This window comes from Paenibacillus dendritiformis, from assembly GCF_015845845.1.
Classification (GTDB): Bacteria; Bacillota; Bacilli; order Paenibacillales; family Paenibacillaceae; genus Paenibacillus_B; species Paenibacillus_B dendritiformis_C.
In genome coordinates this window covers 18,642-33,532 of sequence record NZ_LDIG01000159.1, presented here as the reverse complement: position 1 = coordinate 33,532, position 14,891 = coordinate 18,642, and the positions used below count along the sequence as shown (strand labels likewise).

Below are 14,891 nucleotides of genomic sequence, written 5' to 3'. Positions count from 1 at the left end.
CTACAACCCCTTGTTGATCCATAATCCGAGTCCGGCGAGCACGATGCCCGCGAGCCAGAAGGTGATGACGACGCGCCATTCCGACCAGCCGGACAACTCGAAATGATGATGAATCGGACTCATTTTGAATACGCGCTTGCCTCGCGTCTTGAAGGAGACGACTTGAATCACGACCGACAGCATCTCGATAACGAAGATGCCGCCGATAACGAGGAACAGCAGCTCCGTCTTCGTCAAAATGGCGATCGCCCCGATGGCGCCTCCGATGCCGAGCGAGCCGGTATCGCCCATAAACACCTTGGCCGGATGCGCATTGAAGACGAGGAAGCCGAGCACGGCGCCGATCATGGCTGCCGCGCATACCGCGGCCGCGATCTCGGAGAGCTGCATCGCGATCAGCGCGAAGGCCGCCAGCGCGATCGCGCTGGTGCCGGACAGCAGGCCATCCAGGCCGTCCGTGAAATTGACCGCATTGCTGATCGCCAGCATCATCAAAATGATGAACGGATAATAGAACCAACCGAGGTCGAGTCCCCACGACGTGCCCGGAACCGCCAGCACGGTGCTGTGATCCGACTGCCACAGCAGCACGCAAATGACGGCGGAGCACGCCAGCTGCCCGATCAGCTTCTGCCTCGCGGTCAGGCCGAGCGAACGCTTGAACACGATTTTGATATAATCGTCAAGAAATCCAATCAGTCCGAAGCCGAGCGTCGCGATGAGCAGCACATAAAAATCAATGTCGGTTACCGAAAATTTCAGAAAAGCAAGCGTGAAGGCGAGCAAAATAATGGCGCCGCCCATCGTAGGGGTGCCTGCTTTTTTCAAATGGCCTTGCGGGCCGTCATCGCGGACCTGCTGTCCGAACTTGAGCCTGCGAAGCAGCGGAATGGTTAGCGGACCGAGGATGACAGCCAAGATGAAAGATACGCCCATTGTCATTAACATCAATTTGAAGTCCAATCCCTACACCTCCCGTGGCCCCACAGACGAATCCGTGTTACGGATCCAGTCATTTACAACTTCTTCAAGTTTCATTCCCCGGGATGCCTTGACGAGCACGATATCGCCGGGTCTTATTTCTTCCTTCAAATATGATTTCAAGGATATTTTATCCTGGAACGGGCGCACGGCCTCGGCAGCCAGCGAGCGGCGGGCTCCTTCGGCGATATGCCTGCCCAACTCGCCGTACGTGAGCAGCAGATCGACCTTATCCGGGCGTAGCTCCGCTCCGATCTCGTAATGGAGCGCCGCTTCCTGCGGTCCCAGCTCCAGCATGTCGCCGAGCACGGCGATGCGCCGCCCGCCCTTCATGCCGGCCAGCACGGACAAGGCCGCCCTCATCGAGGTCGGGCTCGCATTGTATGCGTCATTCATTACGATCCAGCCTTGCGGCGTGACATGACGCTCGAAGCGCATGCCGCTGATGCGCGCCCCGGCCAGTCCGGCCGCAATCTGTTCGTCCGTCAGGCCGAAGCGGCGTCCGACCGCCAGAGCGGCCATCGCGTTCATCACATTATGCTGCCCCAGCAGCGGGATGCGGAAGACAGCCTCGCCTTGTCCGCCGGCGGAAGGCACGGCGAATACGGTGCCGCTGCCGTCGCCGTTCATGCGCGACAGCCGCAGCTCGCATCGTTCGCCCAGCCCGAAGCGGAGCAAGCGGATGCGATCCTCCGGCTCCCGTTCGGACAGCGCCAGATCGACAAGCGGTTCGTCCCCGTGGCAGACGAGCAGCCCCCCGTCACGCAGCCCGGCCGTAATCTCGAGCTTCGCCCGGGCGATCTCCTCCCTGCTGCCGAGCTGCAGCAGATGAGCGTCCCCGATGTTGGTGATGACGGCCACGTCCGGTCTCGCCAGCTTCGAGAGCAGCTCGATCTCGCCCCGGCCGCTCATGCCCATCTCGAGCACCGCAATCTCCGTCTCCGGCGGCATCGAGAGCACCGTCAGCGGAAGCCCGATATGATTGTTGAAGTTCCCATCGGTCTTATGTACCCGATATCGTTGCGACAAGACGGACGCCACCAGATCCTTGGTCGTCGTCTTGCCGTTGCTTCCGGTAACGCCGACCACCTGAACCCGGGTTTCCGCGAGATAAGCGGCGGCCAGCCGCTGCAGCGCCGCATACGTATCCTCCACGATAATAAGCGGCGCGGAAGCGCCGGGAAGCGCCCGATCCGCCTGCCAGAGCGATCCGGCCGCCCCGGCGCGCAGCGTCTCCTCGACATAGGCATGGCCGTCGAATCGTTCGCCGGCGAGAGGAACGAACAGCCCTCCGGGCAGCACGGAGCGGGAATCGGTAAATACGCCGCGCACCTCCGCCGAGCCTGCGGACGGATCCGCCAACGCGCCGCCGCACAGCTCCGCTATATGTTCCAAGGTTGTCTCTATCACTGCACTTTTCCCCTTATCGCTTCTTTTGCTACCAAGCGGTCATCGAAATCAAAGGTTTCGCGGCCGATAATTTGATAGGTCTCATGCCCTTTCCCCGCAATCAATACTACATCGCTCGGGCTTGCCATATCAATAGCCTTCGCAATGGCGGCTCTTCGATCGACGATGCATTCATAACGGTCGCGGCTGACCTCCATCTCCGTCAGCCCCCGTTCGATATCTTCGAGAATCCGGTCCGGATTCTCGGTGCGCGGATTGTCGGACGTAATAATGGAGTAGTCGGCATACCGGGCCGATATCTGGCCCATAATCGGGCGCTTGGTCCGATCGCGGTCCCCGCCGCAGCCGAATACGCAAATGATGCGGCCTTCCGCGAATTCCTTGACGCTCTGCAGCACATTCTCGAGGCCGTCCGGCGTATGAGCGTAATCGACGATGACCGTATACGGCTGCCCGGCCTCCACGGCCTCGACACGTCCGGCCACGCCCGGCACCGCTTCGAGGCTGGCGCAAATGTCGTCCAGCGCGATGCCTTCAATCAGCCCAACCGCGATGGCGGCGAGCGCGTTGCAGACATTGAACTTGCCGACCATGCGAAGCTGCACGTCGGCCGATCCGCGGAACGTATGGACGCGGAAGCTCGTTCCCTTGCCGTTCATGCGGATGTCCTCCGCCCGAATATCGGCGGACGCCGACAAGCCGTACGTCAGCGTCTCTGCGGCGGTCAGCTTGGCGAAATGCGCCGATGCCGGATCGTCCGCATTCAGCACGGCATAGGAACGCTCCGCCTCTTGCTCGGAGAACGTGTTCCCGAGCCGGGAGAACAGCAAGCCCTTGACGTCGCGGTACGATTCCATCGTCTCATGGTAATCGAGATGATCCTGAGTCAGGTTCGTAAATACGGCGGTCCGGAAGCGGCAGCCTTCCACGCGGCCCTGGTCGAGCGCATGAGAAGACACCTCCATGGCGACCGCCTCCACGCCGCAGTCGGCCATATCCCGCAGCGAACGCTGGAGTTCAAGCGCATTCGGCGTCGTGCCCGACATCGGCAGCTTGCGTCCGTCATAGCGCATCTCGATCGTGCCGATCACGCCGCTTTTGCGGCCGGCATCCGACAAAATCCGCTCTATCAGATAAGTCGTCGTCGTCTTGCCGTTCGTTCCCGTCACGCCGATCAGCTTCAAGTCCCGGCTCGGCGAACGGTAGAAGGCATCAGCCAGCACCGCCAGCGCATGGCGGGCCTGACGGACGATAATCTGGGGAACCGCAAGCGGCAGCTCCCGCTCCACGACCAGCGCCGCCGCTCCCTTGTCCACGGCCTGCTCCGCATAACGGTGGCCGTCATCCGCCGTGCCCGAGATGCAGAAGAACAGATCGCCCGGCCGAACCTGGCGCGAATCGACCGCCAATCCGGTCACCACCGCAGCTTCGTCTCCTGTATATTTCACATTCAGCATTCGTTTGCATGCTTCGGACAATCGCATTTCCTGCATAGTTATTCCTCCGTCTCCGTGCCCATGTAGATGCGGATCGTCGATCCCCGCTCCACACGGGTTCCCGGCTTGGGCGCCTGGTGGATGACCGTGTTGCCCGTGCCGGATTTGGCTAGTTGAAAGTTCATGTTCATGTCTTCGTAAATATCGGTCAACGTCTTGCCGACCAGATTGGGAACCGCCACAATCGGCGTCTCATTGTATCTATATTCGCGGGGTACTTGTTTCTGACGCGGTTCCACTCCCATATAATGGAGCGCGTCCTCCATGATGCGCTTGACGATAGGAGCGGCAATCAGCCCCCCGAACTGAATCCCTTGCGGATCGTCCACCGCCGTATAGATGACGATCTTCGGATCGTCCGCGGGGGCGAACCCGACAAAAGATACGATATGCTCATTCGGCGAATAACGTCCGTTCACAACCTTTTGCGCCGTGCCCGTTTTTCCTCCGACCCGGTAGCCGTCGATGAACGCGTTGCGTCCCGAGCCTTGGGCGACGACATGCTCCAGCGCGTCCCGCACCTTCGCCGACGTCTCGGGAGAGATCACCTGCCGGACCATCTCCGGCTCGACTTCATCGATGATCATCCCCGTCTCGGGATGCTCGAACGACTTCGCCACATGCGGACGGTACAGCTTCCCTCCGTTAATCGTCGCCGACACGGCCGCAATCTGCTGGATCGGCGTCACCGATACGCCCTGTCCGAACGAGGTCGTCGCCAATTCGACCGGTCCGACCCGGTTCAGCTTGAACAGAATTCCCGTCGCTTCCCCGCTCAGGTCAATGCCCGATTTTTGGCCGAAGCCAAAATTCCGTATGTACTCAAACAGCGTCTCCTTGCCTAACCGCTGTCCCAGCGTCACAAAGCCGGGGTTGCATGAATTGCCGACCACCTCGAGGAAGGTCTGGCTCCCATGGCCGCCCCTCTTCCAGCAGCGGAGCCGGGCTCCCCCGACCTCGATGCTCCCGGGGTCAAAAAAATGCTCGTTGTACAAATCGACCTTGCCTTCCTCAAGCGCCGCGGCGAGCGTAATGATCTTGAAAGTAGACCCTGGCTCGTACGTCATCCAGATCGGCAGGTTGCGGTTGTACACCTCCGAGGAATATTCCTTGTACCGCGCCGGTTCATAATTCGGGCGGCTCGCCATCGCCAATATCTCGCCGTTGTTCGGATCCATCGCAATCGAGATGATATGCTTCGGCTTCAATTCGAGCATCGCCTGATCAAGTTCCCGCTCCATTATTGTCTGTATTTGCTTGTCAATCGTCAATTGCAAATTTAATCCATCCCGCGGCGGAGCGTACGTTTCCGAGGAATTCGGCATCTGGCGGCCCTTCGCGTCGGACAGATAAGACACGCTTCCCTGCAGCCCGCTAAGAGCGTCATTGTACTTCTGCTCGATGCCCGTCAGCCCTTGATTGTCGATGCCGGTGAAGCCGAGAATATGGGAGGCCAGATCCCCGAAGGGATAATATCTTTTATTATCCTCTGCGACAACAATGCCGGGCAAGTTCATTTCCCGCACCTGCTGGGCCGTTTCAAGCGATATTTTGCGGCCTCCCGGCTTAATATGGACGATAGACTTGCGTACCTTAATCATCCGTTCGACATCCTCCGTTTTCATTTGCAGCACCGGCGCCAGCCGGGCAGCCGTCGCCGCGGCATCCTGAATCTGGGCGGGAACGGCCATAATCGTCGGCGAAGTCACGTTATAGGCGAGACGCACCCCGTTCCGATCGAGCACTTCCCCGCGCTTGGCCGTAACCGGGATGTCTCTGCGCCACAGTTCCTCCGCCTTGGCCGTAATTTCCCCGCCCTCCCACAGCTGGACATAGGCAAGACGAACGACGAGCGCTAGAAAGCCAAGAGACACGAGTCCGGTGCCGATGAACAGCCGCTTGCGGACCGTGACACTGGATAATTTCACGGTAACCCCTCCTTTGTCCCACTTGGGTTCATAACCAACCTATTCGGGACAACCAGGGGATAGAACAAGCTATGGCCTTCTCGGCTCCAATTTTAGGTCGACGACGCGCTTGCCGTTGTCTGTCGAGGCCTTTTGCTCGGTCACGTAGCCTTCGCCCTCGATCCGCACCTCGATGCCCAGCAGCGAGGCGATTTCCATGACATCGCGCAGCGATTTGCCTTTCATATCCGGCATTTTCAGATTTTCCGGCTCATCGGTCAGCAGGTAGACCCGCTGGCCGGAGCCCAAATATTCGCCCGGCGCCGGGAATTGGCGCTTCACTTCCTTGCCAGCGCCGACCGTCTGGAAGACGATGCCCTGCTCGGCCAGGCGCTTCTTCGCCTCATGGGGCTTCAGCCCCTGGATGTTCGGCGCCTTGACCAGCCGGATTGGGCCTTCGGATTTGCCCGCCTCGCCCGGCTTCATCTCATGGGACGTCGGCACGCCCATATAGCGCAGCGATTTGGAGACGATATTTTTGAAAATAATCGGCGAGACGAAGCCGCCGCCCTCCCAATATTTCTGCGGATCGTCGACGACCACGATGAGCGCGATCCGGGGATCCTCCACCGGGGCAAAGCCAATAAAGGATACGACCGCGCGCGTAGAGTCGTACTCCCCGTTAATAACCTTGAGCGCGGTTCCCGTCTTGCCCGCGACCCGGTAGCCTTCGATGTACGCGTTCTTCCCGGTGCCGATCTCCTGGTCTGCGACGACCTGCTCCAAATACTCGCTGACCTGCTTGGCAATCTCCGGTTCGATGACTTGCCGCACCACTTCCGGCTCCCGCTCTGTCACTTCGCCGGTCACCGGGTCCTCGATCTTCTTCACGATATGCGGCTTCATCAGCTTGCCGCCGTTCGCCACCGCCGAGACCGCCATAATCTGCTGAATCGGCGTCACTTTGATCTGGCCGTGGCCGTATGACGCGGCAGCGACGTCCGCCGGATAGGTGAACTGAACGAAGCCCTCGTATTCCCACGGAATCTCGATGCCCGTCTTTTGCCCGAAGCCGAACTTGTCTATGTAGGACTTGAACCGCTCCTCCTTCAGCATCTCGAAGCCGAGCTTGACGAAGGCGACGTTACTGGAACGCTTCAAGCCTTCCAGATAGGTGATCGTGCCCCACGTCGTATTGACGTCGTGAATAGGGCGTCCGCCCGCATAAATTTTCCCCGATTGGAAATAGGCATCCGGATCGAACAAGCCTTCCTGAACCGCCGCCGCGAGCGTTACGATCTTGAAGGTCGATCCGGGCTCGTACCCGCCCTGCACCGCCGGATTGAAAAAGGCGCGCTCATTGTCAAAATCCCAGTACGCATTCGGATTGAACGACGGCCTGTTCGCCAGGCCCAAAATGTCGCCCGTCTTCGGATCCGCGGCGATAACCGTAATCGTATGCGGAGAATATTCATTGTACACCTTCCGAATCTCTTCTTCGATATACTGTTGGATCGTGCGATCGATCGTCAAATAGAGATTGTCCCCGTCCCGGGCCGGCGTGTAAATCTCGGACGCCTTCGGGAGCTTGTTGCCCATCCGGTCCTTCTCGTACTGGATCGCCCCGGCCGTGCCGGCCAATTGATCATTATACAGCTCCTCGATGCCGCCGACCGGTTTTCCGTTTTTGTCGGTATAGCCAAGGACATGCGCGGCCATGTTGTTTTTGGCATAGAACCGCTTTACCTCCGGCATCAGATACAGCCCGATATCCTGCAATTTGGTCTGTTCCTTGAGCGACTCGGTGAAATCGCGCAGCTTCTGCGCGGTCTCCTCCTCGATCTTCCAGCCCTCGTTCCGCACCTCGCGATGAACCAGGTACTTTCCGGTCTCCGGATTTTTTTTGCGGACAATGTCATAGAGCTCGTTCTCCGGCTTGCCCAGCACCTTGTGAAGCTCCTGGACGATAAGCCGCTCCACGTCGATATCCTGCTCGACCAGTTTAGCCTGTGTTTTTAACTCCTGGATCAAGCCCGGGTTGACCGCGACCGTATACGCAGGGGCATTCATGACGAGCACTTCCCCGTTCTGATCATAGATCGTTCCGCGCACCGGCTCGATGGTTCTCTCGGTCGACCACGAATTTTTCGCCAGTTCCATCCAGAAATCTTGATTCCACACCTGATACCAAAACAGACGAGTCACGATGACAATAAAAAAGAGGGTGAATAAGCCCCCGATTGTCAACGTGCGCAACTTGATTCGTTTGACCATCTTCATCCCTCGTTCAATCCCCTATAGCTTGTTTGTATACTTGAATCTCTAACGGCGTCTCGGGAAATACAAGCCCGTTCTTCCGCGCGATCTCTTCTACCCGTTTCCAGTCCGACAGCTTTTCGACTTCTACTCTCAACACGGAGGTCTGATCCTGCAGCGATACCGTTTCCCGCTTCAAATTCTGAATCTTCCGGTTCATGTCGTAGATCTGGGCATATCGCCCGATGAGAACGAGCGCTACGGCCGTGCACAATAGAATGGTCAGCAGATACAACAGCTTCTCCCTCGTCGGCAATGTGTTCTTGCGGACGACGGTCTTCGTTGTCTGGCGAACCTTGGGCCTCGGCTGCTGCTGTCTCTCCGGCCGGACGGCCAAATTACCGCGAGTATAAGCCATCTTCTGCTCTCCCCTTCATTACAATTTCTCGACAACCCGTAATCTCGCGGAGCGAGAACGCGGATTGCGCTCCAACTCTTCCGCGCTCGGAACAATCGGCTTGCGCTTCGGCAATGTCAAAATATCCTGCTTGCCGCAGGCGCACATCGGCAGATCCGGCGGACAAGTGCAGCGGTTCATATATTGGTTGAATGTCTGCTTGCATATCCGATCCTCCAAGGAATGGAAGGTAATGACAGCGACCCTTCCGCCCGGCTTCAAGCAACGGATGGCTTGATGGAGCGCCTGCTCGAACGCCCCCAGCTCGTCGTTGACGGCGATGCGGAGCGCCTGGAAGCTGCGCTTGGCCGGATGGCCTCCGGTCCTTCGGGTAGCCGCCGGAATCCCGGCCTTGACCAGCTCGGCCAGCTCGCCGGTCGTCTCGATCGGATGATCCGCCCTCGCCTCCGCGATGCGGCGGGCGATGCGGCGAGAAAATTTCTCTTCCCCATACTCGAACAGGATGCGGGCGATCTCCTCTTCGGACCACTCGTTCACAATCTCGCGGGCCGTAAGCGAAGTGCTCCGATCCATCCGCATGTCCAGCGGCGCGTCATGCTGATAGCTGAAGCCGCGCTCTCCTTCATCAAGCTGCGGCGACGATACCCCGAGGTCGAACAGAATGCCGTCCACCTGCGGCACGCCATCAACAAGCGGAGCCTTCGCCTGACGCAGCGCGTCCTCGATATGGCGGAAGTTCGTCTTGATCATCGTTACCCGATCAAGGTAGGGAGCCAGCACGTTCGCGGCATTGTCCAAAGCCCAATCGTCCTGATCGAGCGCGATAAGCCGGCCGTCCGCGGACAGCTTGGATGCAATGGCCGAACTGTGCCCTGCCCCTCCCAGCGTGCAATCGACATAGATGCCGTCAGGGCGCACATTCAGCCCGTTCACAGCCTCCTCTTTTAACACCGTTATATGGTGAAACACATGTTATTCCTCCCAGTTTTTCCTGTTCCCGTCTATGTTGTCTTTCATCTTTTCACGGTTCGCTACCCCTGGAAATGGAAGTTCAAAAGCGGACTTTTTGAACAACCTCTCAAAAATCAAAGTCAACCAATGTCTCGGCTATTTCCTCAAAGGTGGACGCGGACTGCTGCATATATTGTTCCCAAGCGTCCTTGCTCCAAATCTCCACCCGGCTCTGCACGCCGACAATCATGCATTCCTTGTCCAGCTTGGCATGCTGGCGCAGGTGGGCGGGAATGTTGATCCGGCCCTGCTTGTCCCACTCGCATTCGGTGGCGCCGGAGAAGAAAAAGCGGGTAAACGCCCGCGCATCCGCCTTCATCAAGGGCAGTGCCTTCAATTTCTGTTCGAGCAGCCCCCATTCTTCCATCGGATAGACGAACAAACATTGATCCAGGCCACGCGTGAGTATAAAGGTGGAGCCCAAGGAGTCACGCAGCTTGGCGGGAATGATCAGGCGGCCTTTGTCATCGATGATATGTTGATATTCACCCATGAACATCTGCCACCACTCCTCCCCCTAAATCCACCACGATGCCCCACTTTCCCCCACAACAAAAGAATACTTCGCCGTAAACATAAAAAATCCTGCTTGTCAGCAGGATTTTTATTTCATATTACTTTTTGTTCCCGGTATCGGCTTCAGCGCTTATTCCCTCGGCCGCTTGTCCCTGTTCCCCGCTTCCGCCGGTTCGGAAGGGGCTCCCGGCAGCGCGGCTTCCGCAGCGGTCCGGCCGCCCGTTACCGGCTTGCCGTCTGCCCCCTCCGCCGGCTCCGGACCCGCTCCCGCGCGTTCAGGCTCGCCCGCCTGTCCGGGGAAGGGCGCGTGCGGATGCCGCCGGCGGCCTCTTCTTCGCTTCGCAAGCAGCCAGATCGGAACGCCGGCGATGGCCGCGGCGCAGGCAAAAGGAAGCAGCGCCGTCAAAAATAAGATGAGGACTTGAACGAACTGGACCAGCGTCTCCCAGCTTTGAACGAGCGTATTCGCCATCCGGGTTCCAAATGCGTTTTTCAAGCCCTGCACGACAGGAGCGTTGACCGGCTGATACAGTCTCATATTTATGGTCGACATGGCCACATGATTATCCAAATACCGCTTGCGCCCGACAATCTGCTCGATCTCCGACTGCACGGAACCGAGCTCGCCGGAGAACTGGACCAGATCGTCCGCAATCGTCGCCTTCTCCATGAATGCCAGCAGCCGGGCTTCCATGGCGCGCCGCGCCGTCAGTCTCGCTTCCAGATCGACATACTCTTCGGTCACGTCATTGGCCGAATATTCGCGGTGATAATCGAGCGCTTCCCATGTCCCCAGCTCATCGAGGAAAGTCGTAAATCCCGATGCAGGCACCTTAATGACGAAAGAGCCTCCGCGCTCGCTCTCCGATTGTTGATCGGAGAACTGCAGCACATATCCCTTCGAGCGGTCGACCAATTGCTGCAGCCGCTGCTTGGCGGCTTCATAGTTTTTAACCTCCATCCGGATATTTGCCTCATAGATCAGCTTCCGGTCGGCCGGGACGAAGCTCGCTTCACCCTGCTTGGCAAACCCGGCTCCGGCAGGCGACGGGCTCTCCGCCTCATCCATTGCCGCTTCCGATTGTTTCATGACTGCTTCGGCCTCGGAGGCTTGATCTGACGAGACGGCTCCGCAGCCGGCCGCCAACGCCAGCAGAAGCGACCCGAGCAGAAGCGCTCCGAAGCGGGCAAGCCGCCTTATTCGGCCTTCCGGCGTCTTTTCGGTTTCCCTTGCCTTCCTCAACCCGATACTTGCCATCACCCATACTCCCCCTTTTATGTGGCACATCTTCTTCCGAACCGCTCTGGATGTCTTCGCAATCTGTACCTTTCCTAACGGAATATGGAAATGAAATGTTGCGGGCGTGCGGCCTTTGATATACATACAAAAAACCGCCCGCTTCTTTGCCTTCCGTGAAGCAAAGAAGCGGGCGGCCGTAATGCGGCTGTTAATGCTCTTGCCAGCTCGCCAAATACGATTGCTGTTCAGCCGACAGCGTGTCGATCGAAATGCCGAGCGACTCCAGCTTGAAGCGGGCGACCTGCTCATCCAGTTCGTATGGCACATTGACAACCTTGCTGCCGATGCGCTCGTAGTGCTCGTTCACATATTTCAGCGACAGGGCCTGCAGGGCGAATGTCATGTCCATAATCTCTGCCGGATGCCCGTCCCCCGCTGCCAGGTTGACGAGACGGCCTTCCGCCAGCAGATAAATGCTGCGTCCGTCCTTCAGCTTGTATTCTTCGATATTTTTGCGGACCGTGCGCACGTTCTGCGCGCGCGCTTCCAGCTCCGGCTTATTGACTTCCACATCGAAGTGCCCGGCGTTGGACAAAATCGCGCCATCCTTCATCACGTCGTAATGCTCGCCGCGAATGACATCGCGGTTCCCCGTGACCGTGACGAAAATATCGCCTGCGCGGGCCGCTTCGCTCATCGGCAGCACGGTGAAACCGTCCATATACGCTTCGACGGCCTTGATGGCGTCAATCTCCGTCACGATGACGTTCGCGCCGAGGCCTTTGGCACGCAACGCCACGCCTTTGCCGCACCAGCCATAACCGACGACGACGACCGTCTTGCCGGCCACGACGAGATTCGTTGTCCGGTTGATGCCGTCCCACACCGATTGGCCTGTGCCGTACCGGTTGTCGAACAAGTATTTGCAGAAGGCGTCATTGACGGCCACCATCGGGAATTGGAGCGTGCCATCCTTCTCCATCGCCTTCAGACGGAGAATGCCTGTCGTCGTCTCCTCGGCGCCGCCGCGCACCTGCTCGCGCAGATCGGGACGCTCCGAGTGCAGAATCGAGATCAGATCGCCGCCGTCGTCGATAATCAGGTCCGGCTTCGTCTCCAGCGTGCGCAGGAGCAATTGCTTGTACTCTTCCGGTTCCGGATTGTATTTCGCATAGACGGTAATGCCGTCTTCAACCAGCGCGGCGCAAACATCGTCCTGCGTCGACAACGGATTGCTGCCGGTAATCGTCACATCGGCGCCGCCGGCCTGCACGACCTTGGCCAGGTAAGCCGTCTTCGCTTCCAGATGGAGCGAGATCGCCACCTTCAAGCCCTTGAACGGCTGTTCCGCTTCGAATTGCTTGCGAATCCGGTTCAGCACCGGCATATGGGCTTGCACCCAATCGATCTTCAAATGCCCTTCAGGGGCCAATGCAATATCGCGGATGATGCTTTGGTCCGCTGCTTTTGTCTGACTCATCCTCTACACCCTTCCCTTCCTGTTATAGCTATCGTATTCAGCAGAGGCGCGCCCGTTGACCCGGATAGGCGGCCATTGTTACAGCACAACCAGGCGGTTCTCCCCGTTCCACAGCACAGGAGCTTCCATGAGCGGCTTGAACCAGCCGTCCCCATAGCGGCAGGCGTACATCAGCATATTGTAGACGCGCTCCTGCGGCCGATCCTGCGGATAGAGCGTCAGCCTCATCCGCTCCCACTGGCGAAGCCCCGATTCGTGCTGCTTCTGAAGCGCATCCTTCGCCCGGTGGTGGAGGAAGTCGATCTGCTCCAGCACCTTCGCCCGGTTCGTATCCCCCAGCCGGCCAAGCGCGGGAAGCGCTTCGTTCAGCCGGGCGAGCAGTTCTTCGTACCGGGTATCGACATCATGGCGGAGCGAAGCGAACCGCGCATCGAGTCCCAGTTCATCCTGAGCCTTCAGCCACGCTTCCTTCCTCTCCTCATAATGCCCGATGATCTCTTCGGCCGTCAATTCATATTTCCCAAGCAGCTTGTTCACGGTTCCTTCCAGGCAGGTAAAGCCCATACGCGGCCAAAGCAACGGCATCCGCATGCCGAGCGCGCGGAAAGCCTCCTTCGTCTGCGCCCAGTACGCAATCTCGCCGGGACCAAGGACGGTGGCCAGCACCGGGAACAAATATTCCTGCATCAACGGGCGGGTCAGCACGTTGTTGCTCAACAGATGGGGGGCCGATTCGGCGGCAGCCATCAGTTCATCCTCGCTTCGGAACAGAGTTCGGTGCCGGTCGGTAAAGCCTCCCTCTTCCTTGAACAGCAGATGCCGCTCTCCCTCGTGAATCAGGAACAGATTCGCTCCGTTACCGGCGCGGTCCGCCTGAGTCGGGAAGCCGCGCGAGGCCAGCTCGCGCTCGCTGTCGCCATAGGCCTGTCTCAGCCGGTCATTCTGCGCGATGAGGCTGCGGAACATCGGACCCTCGACCTCTCGCAGCTCCGGATCGGCCGAATCGAGGAACACGAGCCCGTATGCTCCGAACATGCTTCCGAGCAGCACGGCGCACGCGTCGGTTAGCGACGCGAGGCCGGCGGAAGCTTCCCGCACCCGCTCCATCAGCGCCGGCTTGAACTCCGTAGGCGGAAGCAGGGCGTCTGCCTCGTTCAATACCGCCTCCCATTGCTCCTCATCCAGCCGAATGCTGCTGACCGGCGCGCGCGTTCCCTCCTTTTTCTCGATCCGAACCCGGGTCACGGAAGGCTCCGGCGTGAGGAAGTACGCATGATTCACTTCATCGAAGTCATGATCCTCTCCCGCGATCCAGAAGATCGGAATGACCGGACGGGCCAGTCTCGCCTCCGCCTCCCTGGCCATGCGGATCATCGATATCGCCTTGTAAACGACGAGCAGCGGGCCCGTAAACAAGCCGCCCTGCTGTCCCCCGACGACGACGAGCGCGTCGTCCCGCTCCAGCCGATCCAGCGACTCCGTCACGGCCGGATAATCGTTCCTTGCCTTGTTATATCGGCGCAGGACGGAGACAAGCCGCTTGCGATCCGCCCGCAGATGCGCCGCTTCATCCACCCAGCGGACGCGCGCCTCCCAATCGCGATCCGGATGGTATTCATACAGCGATTCGATAATCGCTTCGTCCCGATCTATGTATCGTCTTGCCAATGATTGCTGTACAGGTATGTTCAATATAGGCCAAGTCATGTAAGCCGCCTCCTCTGTCTATCGTCTCGATTGTACACAATGCGGCTTGGGTACGTCAAAGAGGCGCTGCCTGCTTCCCGAAGGGGCTACACGCTCGCGACATATGCAATAATGCCGATGAGCAGCAGGATGATATATAGGATGCTAAGAATGAAGAAGGCCAGTCTCCAGATCGTCCTCGCCAGCCGCTGGACATGAATTTGGCCGTATTTGCGGTGCTGAAGGCCGCCAAGCAAGCCGATGGCAAGGAGCAGCATGAGACAGATCCAATAGAATCCGGCGGAGGAGCCTGTTACCGTATTAAAGAGGCCCCCGACTGATGCAATAAGGAAGAATGTCGTCACGTCCATCGCCAGCATGAATGCTTTTTTCTTGGGCCTGACCCAGTAGGAACCGGCAATCCACACGATGATGAACGGAAAAAACGGCAATGCCGATAAAAAGACGAAAATGGTATACATGGGCGGTG

The 14,891-nt window shown here is 58.7% G+C and carries 12 protein-coding genes; all 12 read right to left on the bottom strand.

Translation table 11 applies throughout. The annotated features are described in order from the left end of the window. The 12 genes from mraY to ABD76_RS15765 all read right to left on the bottom strand — a co-directional run bounded on the left by mraY (position 1) and on the right by ABD76_RS15765 (position 14,883). Entirely contained in the window at positions 1-963 is a 963-nt protein-coding gene (gene mraY, locus ABD76_RS15820; RefSeq protein ID WP_197258210.1) for a phospho-N-acetylmuramoyl-pentapeptide-transferase, read from the bottom strand. Positions 964-966: 3 nt separating this feature from the next. After that, positions 967-2,391, bottom strand: a complete 1,425-nt coding sequence (locus tag ABD76_RS15815; protein ID WP_197258209.1) for a UDP-N-acetylmuramoyl-tripeptide--D-alanyl-D-alanine ligase — start codon at positions 2,389-2,391, stop codon at positions 967-969. Further along, complete coding sequence (locus tag ABD76_RS15810; protein WP_197258208.1) at positions 2,388-3,884, bottom strand: UDP-N-acetylmuramoyl-L-alanyl-D-glutamate--2,6-diaminopimelate ligase; 1,497 nt, start codon at positions 3,882-3,884, stop codon at positions 2,388-2,390. Before ABD76_RS15810 ends, ABD76_RS15815 begins: the two co-directional genes overlap by 4 nt. Positions 3,885-3,886: 2 nt before the next feature. Further along, positions 3,887-5,815 (bottom strand): stage V sporulation protein D, encoded by a 1,929-nt coding sequence (locus tag ABD76_RS15805; RefSeq protein WP_197258207.1) that lies wholly within the window; start codon positions 5,813-5,815, stop codon positions 3,887-3,889. 69 nt (positions 5,816-5,884) lie between these two features. Then, positions 5,885-8,068 (bottom strand): penicillin-binding protein, encoded by a 2,184-nt coding sequence (locus ABD76_RS15800; RefSeq protein ID WP_197258206.1) that lies wholly within the window; start codon positions 8,066-8,068, stop codon positions 5,885-5,887. 13 nt (positions 8,069-8,081) lie between these two features. Next, complete coding sequence (gene ftsL / locus ABD76_RS15795) at positions 8,082-8,468, bottom strand: cell division protein FtsL (RefSeq protein WP_197258205.1); 387 nt, start codon at positions 8,466-8,468, stop codon at positions 8,082-8,084. A gap of 18 nt (positions 8,469-8,486) precedes the next feature. Next, complete coding sequence (rsmH, locus tag ABD76_RS15790; RefSeq protein ID WP_197258204.1) at positions 8,487-9,437, bottom strand: 16S rRNA (cytosine(1402)-N(4))-methyltransferase RsmH; 951 nt, start codon at positions 9,435-9,437, stop codon at positions 8,487-8,489. Positions 9,438-9,546: 109 nt separating this feature from the next. Then, positions 9,547-9,978, bottom strand: a complete 432-nt coding sequence (mraZ, locus tag ABD76_RS15785; RefSeq protein WP_197258203.1) for a division/cell wall cluster transcriptional repressor MraZ — start codon at positions 9,976-9,978, stop codon at positions 9,547-9,549. Between the two features lie 147 nt (positions 9,979-10,125). Beyond that, a complete protein-coding gene (locus tag ABD76_RS15780) occupies positions 10,126-11,253 on the bottom strand; it encodes a DUF4349 domain-containing protein (RefSeq protein WP_197258310.1) in 1,128 nt (375 codons plus the stop codon). A 190-nt stretch (positions 11,254-11,443) separates the two neighbouring features. After that, positions 11,444-12,715: an adenosylhomocysteinase gene (locus ABD76_RS15775; protein WP_197258202.1), complete on the bottom strand. Its 1,272-nt coding sequence runs from the start codon at positions 12,713-12,715 to the stop codon at positions 11,444-11,446. A 78-nt stretch (positions 12,716-12,793) separates the two neighbouring features. Then, positions 12,794-14,422 (bottom strand): bacillithiol biosynthesis cysteine-adding enzyme BshC, encoded by a 1,629-nt coding sequence (gene bshC / locus ABD76_RS15770; protein WP_197258201.1) that lies wholly within the window; start codon positions 14,420-14,422, stop codon positions 12,794-12,796. Between the two features lie 86 nt (positions 14,423-14,508). Next, entirely contained in the window at positions 14,509-14,883 is a 375-nt protein-coding gene (locus tag ABD76_RS15765; RefSeq protein WP_197258200.1) for a DUF3397 domain-containing protein, read from the bottom strand. Between the last annotated feature and the right edge of the window lie 8 nt (positions 14,884-14,891).

Bases quoted from the DNA above. Each gene is read 5' to 3' on its own strand.
- ftsL (WP_197258205.1), bottom strand. From the start codon at position 8,468: ATGGCTTATACTCGCGGTAATTTGGCCGTCCGGCCGGAGAGACAGCAG.
- ABD76_RS15765 (WP_197258200.1), bottom strand. From the start codon at position 14,883: ATGTATACCATTTTCGTCTTTTTATCGGCATTGCCGTTTTTTCCGTTC.
- ABD76_RS15780 (WP_197258310.1), bottom strand. From the start codon at position 11,253: ATGGCAAGTATCGGGTTGAGGAAGGCAAGGGAAACCGAAAAGACGCCG.
- ABD76_RS15800 (WP_197258206.1), bottom strand. From the start codon at position 8,068: ATGGTCAAACGAATCAAGTTGCGCACGTTGACAATCGGGGGCTTATTC.
- mraZ (WP_197258203.1), bottom strand. From the start codon at position 9,978: ATGTTCATGGGTGAATATCAACATATCATCGATGACAAAGGCCGCCTG.
- bshC (WP_197258201.1), bottom strand. From the start codon at position 14,422: ATGACTTGGCCTATATTGAACATACCTGTACAGCAATCATTGGCAAGA.
- ABD76_RS15810 (WP_197258208.1), bottom strand. From the start codon at position 3,884: ATGCAGGAAATGCGATTGTCCGAAGCATGCAAACGAATGCTGAATGTG.
- ABD76_RS15775 (WP_197258202.1), bottom strand. From the start codon at position 12,715: ATGAGTCAGACAAAAGCAGCGGACCAAAGCATCATCCGCGATATTGCA.